The following is a 19573-nucleotide window of genomic DNA, read 5'->3' on the forward strand; positions in this document are numbered from 1 at the left end:
CATGGTCTCCATCCAGCATTTATTGAAGATCCCTTTGTGTGTGGCGACCTTGGCGTTCGCTTCCAACGCGTGGTCGATCGAAACGATCGACTCCATCCGTGTGGAAGGAGCAAAAAGGATCGAGGCCGAAACGGTGAAAAGTCATGTTGCCGTCACACCCGGCCAGCCCATCGAACCCGATGCCGTGCGACGGAGCATCAAGGCTCTCCACGATACCGGCTTGTTCAAAGATGTGGTCATCGAACAACAAGGCTCGGTTCTGGTGGTCCAGGTGGTGGAAAACCCCACCGTGAGCAAGGTCACCTTTGAAGGGAACGACGCCCTCACCACTGAGGAGTTGCAAAAACTCATCCACATCAAACCCCAGACTCTCCTGAACCGCAGCACCACCGAACGGGACTTGTCGGCGTTGCGTCAGGCCTTTCGCATCAAGGGCTTTTTCCTGGCCAAGATCGACATGACGGTCAAAAATCTCGACCAGAATCTGGTGGAGGTGACCTATCACATCGAGGAAGGCGAAAAATCCAGAGTCCAGAAAGTGCGGATCATCGGCAACAAGGAACTTTCCGAAAAGCAGTTGACCCGCAAAATGATGATCCATGCCTCGGGCATGTTCTCCTGGTTCACCGAAGACGACGCCTACGATCGTGACAAACTGATGTTCGATCAGTCCCAGTTGCGCAATGTCTATCTGGACGAAGGGTATGCCCGGGTCCATGTGGATTCGTCGGTGGCGGAGTTGACTCCGGATCGCAAGGCTTTTGTCGTGACCCACTCGGTCAACGAGGGGGCTCGTTACCGTTTTGGCGCCATCGATGTCAAAGGCGACTTCGACGAACTTCCCAAGTCGCGTCTGATGGAGGAGTTGCGGGTCAAACAGGGAGAGTGGTACTCCCGTGACCAGTTGCGCAAATCCATCGAACGTCTGACCGATTTGATCGGGGATTTCGGTTATGCCTTCCTGGATATCCGTCCCCAGACCGTCTACGACGACGAGGCCAAAACCGTGGCCATCACCTTTGAGATCGCCAAGGGTCGTCGGGTCTATGTCAATCGCATCGAGGTGGTGGGCAACTCCCGCACCCGGGACAATGTGGTACGGCGGGAAATGTCCCTGAACGAAGGGGATCGTTTCTCCTCCACCCAGATGCGGCGCTCCAAGAAGAGCATCGGAGATTTGAATTTCTTTGAAAACATCGAGATCACCACCCCTTCGTCGGGCAATCCCGATCAGGTGGATGTGCGCATCAAGGTGGAAGAGAAACCCACCGGTACCTTTACCGTCGGGGCGGGTTACTCCAGTACCGACTCCTTTATCGGATCGGCGAGTGTCAGTCAGAACAACTTCCTGGGTCGTGGACAGCGTCTGGTACTCTCCACCGCCCTGACTGGCAAGAGTACCCAGTTTGACTTCTCCTTCACCGAACCGTATTTCATGGACAAGAATCTGTCCGCCGGCGTTGACCTGTTCGCCCGGGAGTCGGATCGGCGGGATGTCTCCGCCTATACCGAGCGTTCCTACGGCGGCGCGTTGCGGTTGGGCTTCCCGATCTCCAAAAATATGCGGGACAACGTCAGCTACAACCTCGCCCAGGTGGATATCGAAGATACCGGTCTGGTCACCTCCCGTTCCATCGTGGCTCAGGCGAACGCCAGTCCCTATTGGCGCTCCATGATCAGCAATTCCTTGATCTGGAACGATGTCAACAATACCCTGGCCCCCACCCAGGGCCGCATTCACCGTCTGACCACGGATCTGGCGGGTTTGGGAGGGGATTTGACGTTCGCCCGTCTGGTGTTGGACAACCAGTTGTACCACCCCTTCACCGACGACGAGGAGTGGGTGGGGCATATCCGTGGCCGCTTTGGCTATATCAACGGTCTTGACAAGGATGTGCCCATCTTCGAGCGGTTCTATCTGGGTGGTGGCGCCTCCCTGCGGGGATTCAAGCCGGGTGGTATCGGTCCCCGGACCCTGGTGGATGGGGACGCCTATGGCGGTGTGCATTTTGAACAAATCAACGCCGAGCTGTTCTTCCCCCTGTTCGGTCTGAGCGACAAGGGCGTGAAGGGCTTGACCTTCGTGGATGCCGGATACCTGGGTGACGGGAATCTGCCGGCGGATGTGCGCGAATCCGGATCGATCCGCGTGGCCACAGGCCTTGGTGTACATTGGAATTCACCCTTTGGTCCGTTGCGTTTCTCCCTGAGCACGCCTTTGATCAAGGAAGATTACGATAAACTTCGGATTTTTGACTTCAGCATGGGGACATCCTTGTGAAAGCGCTATCTTTCGTGAACCGGGTCGCAACCCAATCCCGGCAGACCTCCCGGAAAATGGTATCATGGTTGACGGCACTGCTGCTGGCAACGTGTGGTTTGATGACATCCGCACCCGTTGAGGCGGCCGGTGGAGGAGCGCCGGTGTTTGCCTATGTGGACGTGCCCCGTGTCATGGCCTCTTCGGCGGCGGCCCAGTATGCCCGGGACATGCTCAAGAAGAAATTGGCCGTCAAGCAGAAAGAAGTCGATGCCATGGAGTCGGAGATCAAATCCCTCAAGGCCAAGGTCGAGCAGGGCGGCAACATGATGAACCGGGAAGCCCGGGCGGATATGGAAAATACCACCCGTCGCAAGTTCCGGGAGTACCAACGGCTGGTGGAGGACAATCAGGCCGCCATCGACCGGGAAAACGGAGTCTGGACCAAGAAAATCACCGAGGCTTTGCGGGTGGTGATCGAGGAGATTGGCCGCGAGAAGGGATTCACGGCGGTGTTTGGCAAAGGACAGGTGTTGTTTGCCAACGCCTCGATCGACATCTCCGATCAGGTGCTGAGCCGGCTCAACGAACACACCAAGAAGTGGTTTTAATTCAAGGAGCGTTCAGGTGGAACCGTGGCGTGACATTCTCAAGACCCTTCCGCATCGCTATCCGTTTCTGCTGGTGGACCGGGTGGAGGAGGTGCAACCCGGAGAGCGGTTGGTGGCTTTGAAAAATGTCACCTTCAACGAACCGTTCTTCAACGGCCATTTTCCGGGGCATCCGGTGATGCCGGGTGTGTTGATCCTGGAGGCCATGGCCCAGGCCGGCGCCCTGTTGGCGGGGCGTACCGATCCCGGCGCGGTGCAGGGGCGGCTGGTCTATTTCATGGCCATCGACAAAGCCCGATTCCGCAAGCCGGTGATTCCGGGTGATCAACTGATGCTGGAGTTGACCCTGCTGAAAAGACGCCGGGAGATCTGGCGTTTCCAGGGGATTGCCAGGGTCAACGGGGCCGTGGTGGCCGAGGCGGAACTCATGGCCATGACCCGGGATTCCCAGGAGGAAGCAGTCGAGGAGAATGCCCATGGATGAGCCCCGTGTGATTCATCCCAGCGCGGTCGTGGATCCCAAGGCCCAACTGGGTTCCGGGGTGAAAGTCGGTCCCTACGCGGTGATCGGTCCCCATGTGATCGTCAACGATCAGGCGGAAATCGGCGCCCATGCGGTGATCGATGGCCATTCGGTGATCGGACAGGGGAGCCGCATCTTCAGTTTCGCCTCCATCGGTCAGCCTCCCCAGGATACCCATTACGCCGGCGAACCCACCCGGGTGGAGATCGGCATGCGTTGCGCCATCCGCGAGTATGTCAGTATCCATCGGGGCACCGAGGGTGGGGGCGGTCTGACCCGGGTGGGCAACGATTGCATGATCATGGCCTATGCCCACGTGGCCCACGACTGTCGGGTGGGGGATCATGTGATCATGGCCAACGGCACCACCCTGGCCGGTCATGTGGAGATCCAGGATTACGCGGTGATCGGCGGTCTGACCGCCATCCATCAATTCGCCCGCATCGGTCGCAACGCCTTCATCGGCGGCGCGTCGGCGGTCTCCATGGACGTGGTTCCCTTTGTCTCGGCGGCGGGCAACCGGGCCAAGATCACCGGAGTCAACGTGGTGGGCCTGCGGCGTCACGGCTTTTCCGAAGAGACCATCAAGGCCATCCGTCAGGCCTATCGGATCGTGTTCCGTTCCAATCTGCGCATGGAGCAGGCGGTGGAGGAGCTGGAACGCCACCTCTCCCAGTGTGTGGAGGTGCAGTATATTCTGGAATTTCTCCAGACCGGTCAAAGGGGGATCTGCCGCTGATTCCCCGGATCCTGGCTTCGTTCATGCGCCACCTTTTGCCTCTTCTTGCTTGAGACTCCTTTCTTGAATGCGCGTGTCGGATTGATCGCGGGTTCTGGACAGCTCCCCTTGATATTCGCACGCGCCATGCGTCGCCCCGGGGGGCCGGGTCTGGCCGCGATCGTGGCCCTTGAGGGCGAATCCGATCCCTCCCTGGCCGCATATTCCGACTCCATCCTGTGGATCAGGCTGGGACAGTTCACCCGTCCGTTGCGCTATCTGCGCGATCAGGGGGCGGTGGATTTGGTACTGGTGGGGGGCATCCGCAAGCCCAACATCTGGCGGGTGCGCCCGGATGCCCTGGCTTTGAAAATGGTCCTGAAATTGCGGGGCATGGACGATGACCAGTTGTTGCGCGCCGTGGCCGCCGAACTGGAGAGTCGGGGATTCCGGCTGCGCTCCGTGACCGAATATCTGCCGGAACTGCTGGCCCCCAGAGGATGTTTGAGCCGTCGCCATCCCACGGACGCGGAGTGGGAGGATATCCGTTATGGCTGGCGCGCCGCCAAGGGGCTGGGTGCGCTGGATATCGGTCAAGGAGTGGTGGTGCGTCGCCATATGGTGGTGGCCGCCGAGGCCATGGAGGGGACCGACGCCATGCTGGCCCGGGCCGGTGGTCTGATCGCGGGTCAGGGGCGCGGGGGTTGGGCCGGAGAGCACAGCGCGGTCTTCGTGAAGGTGGTCAAGCCCATGCAGGATCAACGCCTGGATCTGCCCACCATCGGACCCGCCACCATGGAAACCATGGCCCGCTGTGGCATTCGCGTGGCGGCGGTGGAGTCCGGAGGGGCGATGATTCTGGATCCGGAGGCCACCCGTCGGGCGGCGGACCGGCATGACTTGGTATTGATGGGGCTGGGTGACGGGGATCTTTAAAGATTGATGGGGCTGGGTGACGGGGATTTTAAGACGGATGGCGTGAAAGGAGCCGCTTCATGAACGAGGGAGTCATGACCGGGGTGCATCGCCCCCTGCGGGCTGCGGTGATCGGGGTGGGGTATCTGGGACGGTTTCATGCTCAGAAATATGCCCGGATCGATGGGGTGAAGCTGGTGGCCGTATCCGACTTGCATGCGGAACGGGCCGCCAAGGTGGCCGGAGAACTGGGCGTGGAGGCGGTGGAGGATTTCACCGCGCTTTTGTCCCGGGTGGATCTGGTTTCGGTGGTGACTTCCACCGATAGCCATTTCCGGGTGGTGGAAGCTTGTCTGCAAGCCGGTGTGCATGTGTTGGTGGAAAAGCCCATCACCACCACCGTGGAGGAGGCGGACCGGTTGATCGCCCTGGCGGATCAGCACCAGCGGGTGTTGCAGGTGGGACATATCAAACGCTTTCATCCGGCAGTGAGCGCGTTGTTTGGATCGGGTCTGCTCGTCAATCCCCGCTTCATCGAGGCGCAACGTTTCGCTCCGTTCAAGAACCGGGCGCTGGATGTGGATGTGGTGCTGGACCTGATGATTCATGATGTGGATCTGATCCTGCATTGTGTGCACTCCGAAGTGGAGTCCGTCGATGCGGTGGGCAGTGGGATTTTTTCCGGGAAGGCGGATATCGCCAACGCCCGGATCCGTTTTGCCAATGGCTGTGTCGCCAATGTCAGCGCCTCCCGGGTGGCCCGGGATGCCACGCGGCGTATGCGGATTTTCCAGGACGACGCCTTGTTCGATCTGGATTTCATGCGTCCGGGTTTGGCGGTGCGGCGGCGGGGCGCAGGAACGTGGTTGCTGGATGGGGTCACCCTGCCGGTGATCGAGGAGCATGAATTCCCGCTGACCTCCACCGATGCCCTGGAGGCCGAGGTGCGGGCTTTTTGCACGGCGGTGGCCACGGGTTCGGCTCCATCGGTGAGTGGTCGGGATGGGCGGCGCGCCTTGGAGGTGGTGATGGCCATTCGTCGCTCCATTGCCGAGTGGTCCAGCGGAGGGCGATAGGTGACCAGGGGGCCAGGAAGACCGCCCCGCATCATGCTGGTGGCCGGCGAGGCGTCCGGGGACAATCTGGGGGGTGGACTGCTGGCGGATCTGAAAGCGGATTTTCCCGATCTGGAAAGTTTTGGTGTGGGTGGGACGCGCATGAGCGGACAGGGTCTGGTCAGCTTGTGCGACATGAACGAATTGTCGGTGATCGGGTTGGTGGAGGTGTTGCGGCGTCTGCCCCGACTGGTGACCCGCTTCCGGCAACTGGTGGCGATGATGGCGGCGCGACGACCCGACCTGCTGATCACCATCGATCTGCCGGATTTCAATTTTTTGCTGGCCCGTCGGGCCATGGGATTGGGTATTCCCAGGATTCATTATGTGGGCCCCCAGGTGTGGGCGTGGCGTTCCGGGCGGGTGGGGAAACTGGCCCGACTGCTGGATCATCTGTTGGTGCTGTTTCCGTTCGAGCCTGCGGTCTATGCGGGTTCCGGGTTGCCGGTGACGTTTGTGGGCCATCCGTTGGCCGCCCGGCCCCTGCCGGATGAGAACGAACGGCTCATGATCCGCGAAAAGCTGGGTCTCGGGCCGGAGGAATCGGTGCTGCTGCTGTTGCCGGGGAGTCGGTTGGGGGAGATCCGGCGTCATCTGGGGGTGATGGTGGAAGCGGCCCGACGGGTGGTGGAAGAGGGGAGGGCGGTGCGATGTGTCCTGGCGGTGGCCGATACCCTGACCCTGGATGACTTCCACCGGGTGATCGATTTGGAACCGGATCCCAAGACCCGCGCTTTTTTCGACCGGATCGATCTGTGGCATGGTATGACCGGAGGGCTGTTGGCGGTGGCGGACGTGACCATGGCGGCTTCGGGTACGGTCACCTTGGAAGCGGCTTTGATCGGAACCCCCATGACGGTCTTGTATCGGGTCAACCGGTTTACTTATGAGATCGGACGTCGGGTGATCCGGGTGGGACATATCGCCCTGCCCAATTTGGTGGCGGGTCGTTCCTTGGTTCCGGAACGGATTCAGGATCAGGCCACCGCCGAAATCCTGGCCAACGATGTGCGGGCCTTGCTGTTCGACGGGGAGAGCGGAGCCAGTCAGCGGCGTGGTTTTCAGGCGTTGCGGGAGAGCTTGGCCATGCCGACGCAACGTGCGGCGGATGTGGTGGGGGATCGGTTGCGTTCCCTGGGCTTTTGATGTCGTGAACAACACGGGTGTCCCTTTCCCCGCGAAGGGGTGCGAGTGACCGGTTGGCGGGTGTGACGGATCAATTCCTTTTGGAGACGATGGATGGCGACGATTGCGTTGACCCAGGACAACTTTGAAGCGACCGTGACCGGAAACGATATCGTGGTGATCGATTTCTGGGCCGACTGGTGTGGCCCGTGCAAGGCTTTCGCGCCGATTTTCGAGCGGGTCTCGGAGAAGTTCGCCGATGTGGTGTTCGCCAAGGTGGATACGGACCGGGAACAGGAACTGGCCGGTGCGTTTCAGATTCGTTCGATTCCGACGTTGATGATTTTTCGTGAAAGTACCATTCTGTTTGTCCAGCCGGGCATGGTCCCCGAGACGGCCTTGACGGACCTGGTGGAGCGGGTCAAACAGGTGGATATGGAAGAGGTGCGCAAGCAGCGGGTTCCGGCGGATCAGGCCCGGTTGGAGCAGGCGTGAGCAATTGGAGTTGATTTTGGAAAATGGGTTGAATACAATCCAAAAGTTGATGGACAAACGGGAATGGAATCCCTTGGGAGACCGTTTTTTTTGTGTGGCTTCAAATCATGATGGCGGTTGATAAAACATGGCGCGCAGGATGCTGATCGTCGGCAACTGGAAGATGAATGGGCTGATCGAAACCGCCCAGGATCTGGCAGAAGGCATTGTGACCGGGCTTTCCGTGCGGGCGGGACGGTCCGTGCGTTGCGAAGTGGTGTTGTGTCCTCCGGCAACGGCTTTGCATGCGGTGAATCAACGCCTGGGAGGCTCCATGATCAAACTCGGGGGGCAGGATCTTTCCGAGTTTGAAAGCGGTCCTTGCACCGGCGAAATCTGCGGGCTGATGCTGCGCAACGTGGGGTGCTGGTATGTGATCGTGGGGCATTCGGAGCGTCGCTCCGGCTGGGGAGAGGACAACCAACGGGTGGCCCGGAAAATGGCGGCGGCGTTCCGGGATGGTCTTCAGCCCATCGTCTGTGTGGGGGAAACCCTGGAAGAGCGGGAACAGGGACGCACCTTGGACGTGGTGCAGGCGCAGTTGGAGGCGTTGTTTCCCTGTTTGCCCGTCCAGTCCAGCAAGCGGCAGTTGCTGGTGGTGGCTTATGAGCCGGTCTGGGCGATCGGGAGTGGTCGCAATGCCCTGCCCGAACAGATTCAGGAGGTGCATGGTTTCATCCGTGGCATCCTGCTGGAACGGTTGGGGGGAGATGGTCGCAAAATTCGTATCTTGTATGGTGGATCCGTCAAGGCGGGCAACGCGGGATCCGTGTTCGCGTTGGAGGATGTGGATGGCGGGTTGATCGGCGGGGCTTCGCTCAAGAGTGTTGATTTTCTCGCCATCATCGATGCGGTTCCGGAGAAGTTTTGATCGTTGGTTTTTTATTGAGAAGGGTTGCGCAATGACTCTGATTTTGACGGTGGTGCATGTACTGGTCTGCATGGCATTGGTTTTTGTGGTGCTGTTGCAAAAAGGCAGTGGTGCGGATATGGGAGCCGCGTTCGGTGGCAGTTCTCAAAGCCTGTTCGGTGCCCGGGGTTCGGGAGATTTCTTAAGCAAGATGACGGCGGGTCTGGCCACGGTGTTCATGATCACCAGTCTGACCTTGGCCTTTTTTTCGACCCGTCCGGGAGTCGAGCGTTCGGTGATGGATGGTGCTCCGGTCTCTTCGACGGCCAAACCGGTTGCCGGCAAGGATGGCGCGGCGGCCAAGGCCAAGGAGTCGGGCAAGGAGAAGGCCGAGCCTGAATCCGGTCCTCCCGTCCCCGCCAAGAGCGCTCCCAAGAAACCCGCGGGCGAGGCCGCCCCGGCTGCGGGGGAAGCGGCTGCCCCGGCCAAACCGGTTCCGCCACCGCCCGCGTCCAGCCAGGATACGGCTGCCGCCAAGAAGCCCGAGCCTGTGAAGGATCCAGCCCCGGCGGTCAAAAAGCCCGAAGGGGAAGCCGCCAAGAAACCCGAGCCTGTGAAGGATCCAGCCCCGGCGGCCAAAAAGCCCGAAGGGGAAGCCGCCAAGAAGCCCGAAGGGGAAGCCGCCAAGAAGCCTGAGCCTGTGAAGGATCCGGCCCCGGCGGCCAAAAAGGAGCCGGAAGCTGCCGGTTCCAAGCCGTCTCCCTGAGTGGAGTGGAGCAGAGGATACAAAAAAAACAGGCCTGGGGATTTCCCCCAGGCCTGATTGTTTGATCGGTCCGGTTGCCAAGGAGTCGCCATGAAGAAAATTCTGATCGGTGTGATTGCTTTTTTCATCGTGTTGATCGTGGTGGCGGTGGCCATTCCTCTGTTTGTGGATCCGAATCAATACAAGCAGGAGATCGCGGCGCTGGTGAAGGAGAAGACGGGCCGGGAGGTGACGGTGAACGGTCCCATCACGGTGTCGGTGTTCCCCTGGGCCGGGGTGTCGCTGGGGGATGTGACGCTGGGGGATGTGCCGGGTTTCGGCAGCGAGCCTTTGGCCAAAATGGCGAAACTGGAGGTGCGGGCCCAGTTGATGCCGTTGCTTTCCAAGCGGCTGGAGGCGGACAAGATCGCGGTGAAAGGGTTGCAGCTCAAACTGGTGCGGGATGCCAAGGGGCAGGGCAACTGGGAGAGTTTGCGGGGTGGGGAGAAGGCTCCGGTCGATTTTTCAGCCTCCAGGGGTGACTCTCCGGCGGATGCCAAGGGTGCCCCCAAGACCCCGACGGCAGCCAAACCTGCCGCCACTCCGGTGTCGGGGGGCGGGAGCGGATTGGCCTCCATCACCCTGGGAGGGGTGGAGATCCTCGACGCCCAGGTGACCTGGAGCAATGCCGTCAGTGGCGCTCAATACACGTTCAAGGGGTTGAAGTTGACCACGGGGGTGGTGACACCGGGTCAACCGGTGACCGTGGAGTTGGAAACCGATGTGGAGCGGATCAATCCCGCGACCCATGCCCATCTGCTGTTTGCCGCCACGGTGGTCCCCGGGGCGGAGGGCAAACGGGTGACCTTGCAAAAGAGTCGGCTGGGTCTCCAGGTGAAAGCGGCGGAAGGTATGCCCGCCAGCACGGTGGATGTGCAGTTGGCCGCGGAGATCGAAGCCGGGCTGGATGGCTCCGGAATCAAACTGACCGGCATGGAGGCCACCCTCAAGGCTGAAGGCGGGGAGTCGCCCCTGTCCAAAAGTGAAAGCAAACTCCATGGGAATGTGGAATTTTCTCCGTCCCGGGTGGCGATCACCGATTTGACCTGGAACCTGAAGGGCGAAGGCAAACCCGGTGGCGCCTTTGGGCAACTGGAGGCCGTTTACAAGGGGGACATCGACGGACAACGGGATCATGGCCTGTTCAAGCTGCCGGGATTGGATCTGGTGGTCAAGGCGGTGGGCGGCACGTTGCCCGCTGCCGGGGCCAATCTGCACCTGACCGCCAATGGCGAAATGGATCTTCCGGGTCAGACGTTGCGTTTGGCCGGGTGCAAGCTGGAGGGATTGGAGCAACTCAAGGCCGAAGGGTCGATGAATCTGACCAAACGGGGGGGCAATCCGGTGGTGTCGGGCGAGTGGACCATTCAACCCTTCAATCCCCGGACCCTGTTGACCCAATTGGGGCAGAAGGCTCCGACCATCGCGGATGAAAAGGCTCTGAGCGCGCTGCAACTCAAGGGGGCCTTCAGTGCGGATCGTCAGCGGCTGGAGGTGAGCCGCATGGAGGCCAAACTGGACAGTACCACCTTGCGGGGTGGTTTTTCCTGGCCTTATGACGCCGTTTCCACGGTCCGGTTCGATCTGGATGGGGATGGGTTGGATCTGGATCGTTATCTGCCCGCCAAAGGGAGTGGCGGGGAGGCGGCTCCGGCGGCTTCGGCAACGGCTCCGGCGGCTCCTCAGACCGGGGATGCGGCGGGGAGTGGCGGTGACGGCGGCAAGACGGTCGCTTCGTCCAGCGGCACAGGGGGAGAGATCCCGGTGGCTCTGTTGAAACGGCTGGATCTGGATGGCAAGGTGAAACTGGCAACCCTCAAGCTGCGGGGCGTGCGTTTCCAGGAGATGCAGGCGGTGATCCGGGGCAAGGATGGGATGGTGCGTCTGGAGCCGTTCACATGGAAACTGTATTCCGGTTCCTCCCGGGTGGATGCCACCTTGGATGTGCGGGGCGAAACCCCCAAACTGGCCTGGAAACAAAATCTCCAGGGCGTGCAACTGGAACCGTTGCTCAAGGAGTGGGCCGGGGAGGAGAGTCTGGCGGGAACGGCCAATCTGACGGTGGATCTGACCTCTGCGGGCAAACAGAGTCAGTCGATCAAGCAGGCTTTGAATGGTCAGCTTTCTTTTGTGGTTCAGGACGGAGCCTATCTGAAAAAGGATCTGACCTATACCATTCGCCATGCCTACGCCGGTTATGCCGCGGCCAAGGGGCGGAGTCTGAACGTGGGGCAAGATACGGGCCGTACCCCCTTCAAGACTCTGGAAGGGGCGGCGGAGATCCGCAACGGCGTTCTGGAGAGCAAAAATCTGCAAGCCACCTCGGCGGCCTTCCAGATGACCGGTGGCGGCAAGGTGGATCTACCGCAGAATCAGCTCGATTTGACCACCCGGGTCAACCTGCTTTCCGCCCTGGATGATGTGGACAGCAAATCCCTCAATGATCTGAAGGGGATGGCCATTCCGGTGCGGATTCATGGCGACCTGTCCCGACCCCAGACCACGGTGGATGTGGCCGGATTGGTGGAAGAGGCCCTCAAGACCAAGGCCATGGAAAAGGTGCAGGAGAAACTGGGTGGCAAGCTCCAGGAAAAACTGGGTGGCAAGCTTCAGGAGAAATTGGGGGGGAGCGGTTCTCCCCTGGAAGAGGGATTGAAAAAAATATTGCCCTTTGGCCGGTGAGCGTGTCGGCGCGTTGAAGAGTCGGGATCAGGGACGATCACGGAAGGCGGTCACCTCGTGGAGAATGCCTCTCAGGATGGATGCCTCCCGGTGGTCGAGTCCGGCCCGCTGGAGCATGGCTCGGATGCTGCCCATCATGTGTCGTTTTTGACCCGGCTTGAGAAAACCGATGGTGGTCAGGGTCTGTTCCAGGTGTTCAAAGAGGCGTTCCATGGTGTCGGCGGTGGCGGGGGGATCATCCCGGAAGGGGTCATGGGCCATGCCTTCTTCCTTGCCCAGGGCCTGCATGAGGGTGTACAGCACGATCAACACCGCCTGGGAAAGATTGAGGGAACCTTGTTCACCGCTCGTGGGGATATGACACACCACCCCGGCCCGTTCCACGTCTTCGCTGAGCAGTCCGGTGCGCTCGGTACCGAACAGGATTCCCACCTGGAGTCCGGGCTGGGCCAGGGAGTGGCGCAACCGTTCCCCCAGGGTCTCCGGGGTGAGTACCGTCTGTCGTTGACCCCGATGGCGGTTGGTGGTGGCCACCACCAGATGCAGATCCGCCAGGGCCGAGGGGATATCGTCGAAGATTTGCGCCTGTTCCAGAATCGTGGTGCAGCCGACCGCGTAGGCGTCGGCGTCGGGATGGGGGAACTGGCGCGGGGCCACCAGTCGCAGACGGGAAAATCCGGTGTTGCCCATGGCCCGGGCCACGGCTCCCACGTTGCCCCCATGGGCGGGACGGTCGAGAATCACCACCAGTTGATCCGAGGCCCGTTGACGTTCCATTTCCCGCATCGTGTGATCGCCTTGTCTGCTTGAGGATTCCATCTTGACATTCGATAATCATCGTGACTAATGCTAAATTCCAGTTGAATGCCTGGAAAGCCGGATTGAATGCCTGGCCCGATTGAAGGCACGGCATGATCGTCCGGCAAAGTGTCACGAAACCGTTCAACTTTCAAGTTTCGTCGCACCCGATCCCGACACTTGAAACCCTGGAGCCACCTTGAATATCAAACGTCCCCTTTTGCCCCCCCGCAAACGTTCCAACCGCATTTCCGGGGCTGTGCGCAAGCCGGTTGCCGGCGCGCCCAGGGCGTCTTCCCGTCTGCCGGCTTTGCTGCCGGCCCTGATGTCGGCCCTGATGTCTGTGTGGACCCGCTTCAAGAAACCGTTGCTGCTGGGCGGTGGTGGATTGCTGGCGGTGGGGGTGATCGGTGGCGTGGTGATGATGGTACGCTCTCCTGGAAAAGAGTCCGCCGCCCCCGCCAAGCCCACCAGTCAGGCGCTGTCGTGGCAGCCCTGCCTGAGCAAATGGCCGGATGGCACCTTGTATCCGGATTTGTTGCCGGTTCCGGCGGGGGAGTACCGTTTGCACGCCAACTCCCAGGAGATCAAGCCGTTTCTCGCGCCCCATGGGTTGAACAAGATCCAGATCAAGGAGCCATTCCTGATCGAGAAAAACGAAGTGACCCTCAAGGCGTTCCGTCGTTATGTGGCGGTGGTGGACAAGATGAGCGCCGGTGCCGACAAGGAGCGACTCAAGGCCCACATCGGTTTGCACTGGAACAAAGACGAGTCCGAAACCACTCCCGTGAAGGGCATCTCCTGGGAAGCGGCCTGGGATTACACCGATTGGCTGGGTCGGGAGACCGGGTGCGCCTACGGATTGCCAAGCCGCGAGCAGTGGGGCGCGGCGGTGTTGTTGCTGGATGGCGCCAAGGAGACCGCCTCCAAGGCGGGCATCTTGAGCGGCGAATCCTTGAAACGCCTGCTCTGGGGGGTGCGGGAGTGGACGGTCACCCCGTGTGCCGGAGGATACTATCTGGTCGGAGAGGACGATTTCGTGCCTTTGCCTGAAGTTCGGTCCGCAACGTGCATGCCGGCCATGTTGTCTGTGGCCGGATTTCGCGTGGTGCTCAAGGCTGCGGCTTCGCAAGACCCGAAAACAGGTAAAACCGCCCCTGGGGCGGCCAAACCCTGATTCGTGGCAGGGCGCGACTCGTGACAACTCTTTGACACTTGATGGGGATCTTCAATCCGTGAACATACGATCCATCTTCCGATTGCTGCCATGGACCTTTTGTTGGTTGGTGATGGCCTCCCCGCTCCCGGCCCAGGCCAAGGAGAGTCAGCCGGGCAGTTGTGCCACCTATGATTTTTCCGGGTTTTATCAAAACGACAAGTTGCAGTGGGCGGGCGTGGCCCGGGTGATGCGCAACGATACGCCTTTGTTCGACGGCGCCACCGGAGACAAGAAAACCGGCTCCCTGCCGTTCAATCAGCAGGCGGAAATCCAAGAAGAGAAAAAGGATCGGGTTAAGGTTCGGGCCTTTCGCTACAAGGATCGCCCGGAAACCACCGGCTGGGTGGCCAAGAACGACCTGTTGTGTCGCAATCTGCCCATCAAGAGCGATTCGGGCCTGGAGATGAAGTTTTTCATCAAGACCTCCACCGTGGCCCGGGATGAGTCCGGCCAGGAACCCAAGGTGCAACCCTTCCAGGATCCGGACCTCAAGGAGTGCGTGGGGGGAACGGGTCACTGTCGGGAGGGGGCCTCCCGGTTTCATATGTATTTTGTCTTCGACGAAACCGACAAGGCGGTTTTGCTGGCAGACCGTTTCCGGCTGGAAGAAGACGGGATTCTGCTCGGTTGGGTGGACAAGGCCAACGGATTCTTGTGGAACAACGCCTTCAGCCTGCGTCCCAAGGAGACTTTGACCTCCCCGGATCAACAAGGCCCCGGCACCTTGTGTACCTATGAAAACCTGGAGGATGCGGTCAGTCGCAATCCGCAGACCTGTCAGCCGGTGGTGGGGGGCAAGGAGTGGTTCCGCTCTTCGTTGCGCATTCCGGTTCTGGAGATGGTCAACGCCAAGAATCAGCACGTCTCCCCGGAAAGCCTGGATGGGGAATCCGGACAGCGGCTGTTCTACAAGGTGGCTTTGGCCCGTCCGGGTCTGGTGGGCCGTCGGGTGAACGAGGAGAAAGTGGCCATCTCCCCGACTTTGGCCAGTCGGATCCTGCCGGAATACAAGAATCTTTCCGCCAAGAAACGGGTGGACATCTTCTTTTTGCTCGACGCCACCGCCAGCATGGATCCGGTGATCGACGCGGTGCGGGGTACCCCGGAGCAACGGGGGGTGATTCAGGAGATCATTCACACCCTCAAGAATACCCAGGGGTTCAAAGAGACCCAGTTCCGTTTCGGTTTCCGGGTCTATCGGGATCCTTACGCCGACAAACTCTTTCCCAACACCCCCGGCGACGGGGTGGGCGAGGGGTATCCGTTGTCCGATGTGTGCGACATGGATGCCGCCACGCAACAGCAGGAGTTTGACAAGTTCGCCCAGGCCATCTCTCAGGTCAAGGTGACCCAGGGGGATGTGGAGGATGACTATCAGGAGAACCTGTATGGCGGTCTGGAACAGGCCCTCAAAAAGGACATGGTGGCCTGCCCGGACAATCTGAAATTGCTGTTCGTGATCGGCGACAACGGTTACACCCCCAACCGGGGCGACATGGACCGGCGGGGCAACATCCGTTCGGTGCCCAAATATGCCCATCCGGTCACCCGCGAGGTGTTGGCCAAGCTGATGCGGGGCGGGGCCGAGGCGGGCAGCAAAACCAACAACGTGATTCCGTTTTTCATTCAGACCCCGTTCAAGGGACAGCATGTCAAGCATGCCCAGTCCTATCGCATCGCGTATGAGCAGTTCGAGCAGCAGACCAAATATCTGTTGGAACAAAGCCTGCCGGCTACCGACGTGAGCGCCGGAGCGGTGAAAGACCATGCGTTCCGTCTGGAAGAAGAAAAGCTGATCAGCCGTCTGGTGGCCAAGGTGGAAACCTTGAGCAGCAGCGCCTTGATCGATGAGATCATCCTGGATGTGCGGGGTGGCGCCGCCTTGAACGCCGTCATCGAGCGGTTGAGAAGGGAAAGAATTGACATCCCCGGCGTTTATTGGCACATTCTGCAACGGGGAAGCTGCGGGGAGTTGGGCAAGCAGTGCGAGGATCGGGTCTACGATACCACCCGCATCGGCTATGTGGAAGCCGACGACAAGGTGGCCGAGGAACTCTGGATCAGCAGTGGAGCGCTCTCTTCCTGGATTCGCATCCTCAAAGGATTCGAGGGCTATTTCGACTTGCCGGAGTCTCAACTCAGACGGGCCTTGATCAGCGCCATGATTCTCGGTTTGCAACAGGAGATCCGCCGTCCCCCCATCGATGTGGCCGGTGAAACCCCCGCCGAATATGCCCAGCGGCGTGGCGGATTGCCGGTGCGGCGTCACAGTCCGTTGTTGAGTTATCCGGTTCCTTCTCTTTCCGCCGAGTTCACGGCGCGCAACAAGGATGGCCGACTGGTGGTGCTGGATCAAAACAAGAATCCCATGAAAGACAAGGCGGGCCAGGAGATCATGGCCTCTCCGGCCTGTGAGTTGCGTCGGCTGGCCTTGTGGGCCATCAAGTCCAAGGAGATGCTGGAGATCATCGAGCGGGATTATGTCCGTCCGGTCTTCAAGACCGTGCCCTATCAGCCCCGCCAATGCCCGGACGCCACGGCCAATGGCCGCGCCCTGCCGCAAATCAGCGAGGCCATTCAACAGGTGCCTTTGGGACCGGACAAGAACTACCGTTTCGGGCATGAGATCGGTGGCATGCGGGGATATTGGATTCCCCAGGAATTCCTGCCATGACGTGGGGCGTTCAGGTTCGGGCCGCAACCGTCGGCTGGGGGGATTTCACCCTACAGGTGGGTGGGCTGAAACTGGACGCCAATACCATTTCCGGTCGTCTGCCGGTGCTGGGACGTAGCGGCAGCGGCAAAAGTACCTTGTTGTATCTGCTCACCTTTCTTAAAAGACCCACCGAGGGATGGGTGCGGTGGAGTTTTCCGGATGGATCCCAGGCCGCCTGGGGTCCCAAGGGATTGGACTCCGCATCCTCCACCCTCACCTTGACCGACATCCGTCGCCGCTGTTTTGGTTTCGCCTATCAAAGCAGCACCCTGACCCCCTATCTGCGGGTGCGGGAGAATCTGCGTTATCCCCTGGAACAAAGGGGTGGGTATTCCGATGCGGAGATGGATCGCAAGGTCCACGCCGCCATGGATCGGGTGTTGCTGCGGGACAAAAATGGCAGTCGCATCGAAGAGACCACCCCCGAGGAGTTTTTGGAGCGTTATCCCAATCAACTCTCCGGGGGACAGTTTCAGCGGGTCGCCCTGGCCCAGGCCATGATCCACGATCCGTATGTGCTGTTCGCCGACGAACCCACCGGCAACCTGGACTCCGAAACCCGGCGGGAGGTGATGTCGTTGGTGGATCGCTGGCTCACCACCGGTGATCGCATGGTGATCTGGGTCACCCACCATCAATCCGATGCCCTGGATCCCCGGGTCAATCATTGGCTGATGGTGGCCAACAATCGTTGTCATCTGCGCCTCAAGGGAGGCGGCAAGCCGCCGGAACCCCAATTCGACCATGGCTGAATCCTCCGATCCCCTCCGTGACGCACCTCCCCTGCCGGGAGAAAAAATCAAACGACGCTGGACCCCGGTGTGGGTCTCCCTGGGTGCCCGGGCCTATTGGCGTTCCTTTGCCTGCGCCCGCTTCGGCTGTACCGGCGGAGGTCGGGACTTCGCTTGGTTGACCCTGCTGCTGGCCCTGGTGATCTGCATGGCCTTGCTGCTGGTGGGCACACGGGCCGGCTTGTTGGAACGGTTCACCGATGCCCTCCTGGGCACCTTGCGGCCCCATGGCGTGCCGGTGTGGGTCACCTCCCATTGGGAGAACCATCAGGGGATCGGTTCGGATCTGCTGGGGCGTCTCAAGGAGATGGAAAAACGTATCCCCGGTGAATCCTTCGGGGTGACCGCCTATCCTTATCGTCAGGTGGGGGACGCCTCCCCCAAGATCCGTCTGCCCGGCGCGTCGAGTTGGGATCCCGGCTCCCCCTGGATCGGCTGGGCGGTGTATCCCAACGATCCGTTGTGGAATCTGGAGATTCCCAAGGATTGGGTCGAGGATCAGAACCAGATGGCCGACGGCTGGATGGGCCTGCCTCTGACCGTGGTGTTGAGTGAATCCCAGTTTGCCGAAGGATTCAATTACGAAGCCTACCGGGAGGCGGTGCAGCCGATCCTGGTGCAGAAGAAACTGCGGCGTTTGCCGGAGAAACCGCCCCAGGATTCGTTGCGCAACGCCCTGGATACCATCTGGCTGGAACTGAACATCGGCAACAATCAGGAACTGGTGCCGTTCCGGGTGCGGTGGGTGCATCATCTGCCGGCCATGGAAAAGGTGGCATTTCTGTTTCCTTTGACCACCTATCACGCGTTGCTGGCGGCGTTTCATTTTCCGGAGATCCGTTTCGATGTCAAATCGAAAGGGGTGGGCAATCCGGAGGAGCATCGGCGTCTGACCGCCTCTTCCTATCCCAAGGGTGAAATCGCCTCCCACGCCCAGTGTCTTCAGGAGGAGATGGCCAAGACCGGCCTGACGGGTCTGCCGAAAATTCCCGAAAACCGTTGCGCCCGCCCCCAGATTCCCGCCGCCCCCGGAGGGTCGCGTCAATCCGGGGACGATGGATGGGACGTGATCAATCACGATGACAACCACCGTCTTTGGATGCCCTGTCACCGTCTTCCCATGGACAATCCTCTGCGGGACAGCCTATGTCCCAGCGGACGCCCCAAGGCAGGTCAGCCGATTGTCTACGCCCCCTGGGACGTGACCGAATCCGGTACCGCTTTTTCCGCGGTGCGGGTCTACATGCCGGATCCCACCCGTTTGAGCCGGGGCATCCGTTCGCTGATGGCGGTGCGCACCCGGGACGGACGACCGGCGTTCAACATCCACTCCATGTATCAAGACGCCTTGAACCGGTTCAATCTGTTGAGCGATCTGCTCTCCACCATGACACCGGCTTACGCGTTGACCTTCGGAATCTTTCTGGGCGCCTTGCTGTTGGCCCAGGCGGGTACCCTCATCGGACATCGACGCCACCACTATGGTATTTTGTTGAGTCGGGGATTCACCTGGACCGGCATTTACGGCAAGCTCATCTGGCAGATGCTGCTGGCCACCCTGACCGCCGGAGCCCTGGCCGTGTTTGGCATGATTCCGGCCTTGCGTTATTTGTTGGATGACGGGTTCAAGGGGATCATCTCCCGTTATCAGGATCTGTTGCCCCCGGGATACGATTTCGAGGCGTTGCCTTTGCCCTGGCAGGAGATTGTGATCACTTTGGGGGAGGTCTACGCGGTGGTGGCGGTGGTGACGATTTTCTTGTTGTTCCGTTTGCCGTTGCGGGGGGATACCGCCCCTTCGGATCTGCTGCACGGGGGTGGCGTGGCCCCGCGGGAACGGGATGGCAATCGCAAGAAGGACTCCTGATCGTTCCGATTCTGTTGACCAATTTTCGCTGAGGAGAGTTTTTG

At 60.4% G+C, this 19573-nt stretch carries 16 protein-coding genes; 15 read left to right on the forward strand and 1 reads right to left on the reverse strand.

The window, feature by feature from the left end; all coding sequences use genetic code 11:
- Position 1 precedes the first annotated feature (1 nt).
- The 11 genes from bamA to HQL98_00265 all read left to right on the forward strand — a co-directional run bounded on the left by bamA (position 2) and on the right by HQL98_00265 (position 12138).
- Positions 2-2281 carry an outer membrane protein assembly factor BamA gene (bamA, locus tag HQL98_00215; GenBank protein MBF0270483.1) on the forward strand — a complete coding sequence of 760 codons (2280 nt, stop codon included), beginning with the start codon at positions 2-4 and terminating at the stop codon, positions 2279-2281.
- Between the two features lie 143 nt (positions 2282-2424).
- Positions 2425-2871: an OmpH family outer membrane protein gene (locus HQL98_00220; GenBank protein MBF0270484.1), complete on the forward strand. Its 447-nt coding sequence runs from the start codon at positions 2425-2427 to the stop codon at positions 2869-2871.
- 16 nt (positions 2872-2887) lie between these two features.
- Complete coding sequence (gene fabZ / locus HQL98_00225) at positions 2888-3355, forward strand: 3-hydroxyacyl-ACP dehydratase FabZ (GenBank protein MBF0270485.1); 468 nt, start codon at positions 2888-2890, stop codon at positions 3353-3355.
- A complete protein-coding gene (lpxA, locus tag HQL98_00230) occupies positions 3342-4133 on the forward strand; it encodes an acyl-ACP--UDP-N-acetylglucosamine O-acyltransferase (GenBank protein MBF0270486.1) in 792 nt (263 codons plus the stop codon). The genes fabZ and lpxA overlap by 14 nt, the downstream gene beginning before the upstream one ends.
- Positions 4134-4241: 108 nt before the next feature.
- Positions 4242-5048, forward strand: coding sequence for a UDP-2,3-diacylglucosamine diphosphatase LpxI (lpxI, locus tag HQL98_00235; protein ID MBF0270487.1), 807 nt, complete (start codon positions 4242-4244; stop codon positions 5046-5048).
- Positions 5049-5122: 74 nt separating this feature from the next.
- The gene (locus tag HQL98_00240) at positions 5123-6103 is read left to right on the forward strand and encodes a Gfo/Idh/MocA family oxidoreductase (protein MBF0270488.1); all 981 of its coding nucleotides are present in this window, start codon (positions 5123-5125) and stop codon (positions 6101-6103) included.
- Complete coding sequence (gene lpxB / locus HQL98_00245) at positions 6104-7288, forward strand: lipid-A-disaccharide synthase (protein MBF0270489.1); 1185 nt, start codon at positions 6104-6106, stop codon at positions 7286-7288. It abuts the gene before it with no gap.
- Between the two features lie 93 nt (positions 7289-7381).
- On the forward strand, positions 7382-7762 hold the full coding sequence (gene trxA, locus HQL98_00250) for a thioredoxin (GenBank protein ID MBF0270490.1): 381 nt from the start codon (positions 7382-7384) through the stop codon (positions 7760-7762).
- 127 nt (positions 7763-7889) lie between these two features.
- A complete protein-coding gene (locus HQL98_00255) occupies positions 7890-8672 on the forward strand; it encodes a triose-phosphate isomerase (protein MBF0270491.1) in 783 nt (260 codons plus the stop codon).
- 31 nt (positions 8673-8703) lie between these two features.
- Positions 8704-9417 carry a preprotein translocase subunit SecG gene (gene secG / locus HQL98_00260; protein MBF0270492.1) on the forward strand — a complete coding sequence of 238 codons (714 nt, stop codon included), beginning with the start codon at positions 8704-8706 and terminating at the stop codon, positions 9415-9417.
- 90 nt (positions 9418-9507) lie between these two features.
- A complete protein-coding gene (locus HQL98_00265) occupies positions 9508-12138 on the forward strand; it encodes an AsmA family protein (protein MBF0270493.1) in 2631 nt (876 codons plus the stop codon).
- Positions 12139-12165: 27 nt separating this feature from the next.
- Here the strand turns inward: HQL98_00265 and HQL98_00270 are convergent, their stop codons facing one another.
- The gene (locus HQL98_00270; protein MBF0270494.1) at positions 12166-12915 is read right to left on the reverse strand and encodes an RNA methyltransferase; all 750 of its coding nucleotides are present in this window, start codon (positions 12913-12915) and stop codon (positions 12166-12168) included.
- Between the two features lie 220 nt (positions 12916-13135).
- Between HQL98_00270 and HQL98_00275 the strand changes: the two genes are divergently transcribed.
- From HQL98_00275 to HQL98_00290, 4 genes are read left to right on the forward strand one after another with little or no spacing between them, the layout of a single operon-like run.
- Entirely contained in the window at positions 13136-14113 is a 978-nt protein-coding gene (locus HQL98_00275) for an SUMF1/EgtB/PvdO family nonheme iron enzyme (protein MBF0270495.1), read from the forward strand.
- Between the two features lie 58 nt (positions 14114-14171).
- A complete protein-coding gene (locus tag HQL98_00280; GenBank protein ID MBF0270496.1) occupies positions 14172-16829 on the forward strand; it encodes a hypothetical protein in 2658 nt (885 codons plus the stop codon).
- Positions 16826-17623: an ATP-binding cassette domain-containing protein gene (locus tag HQL98_00285; protein MBF0270497.1), complete on the forward strand. Its 798-nt coding sequence runs from the start codon at positions 16826-16828 to the stop codon at positions 17621-17623. The genes HQL98_00280 and HQL98_00285 overlap by 4 nt, the downstream gene beginning before the upstream one ends.
- Positions 17616-19529: a hypothetical protein gene (locus HQL98_00290; protein MBF0270498.1), complete on the forward strand. Its 1914-nt coding sequence runs from the start codon at positions 17616-17618 to the stop codon at positions 19527-19529. Before HQL98_00285 ends, HQL98_00290 begins: the two co-directional genes overlap by 8 nt.
- The last annotated feature ends 44 nt before the right edge of the window (positions 19530-19573 follow it).

Source organism: Magnetococcales bacterium (genome assembly GCA_015231755.1).
Classification (GTDB): domain Bacteria; phylum Pseudomonadota; class Magnetococcia; order Magnetococcales; family Magnetaquicoccaceae; genus Magnetaquiglobus.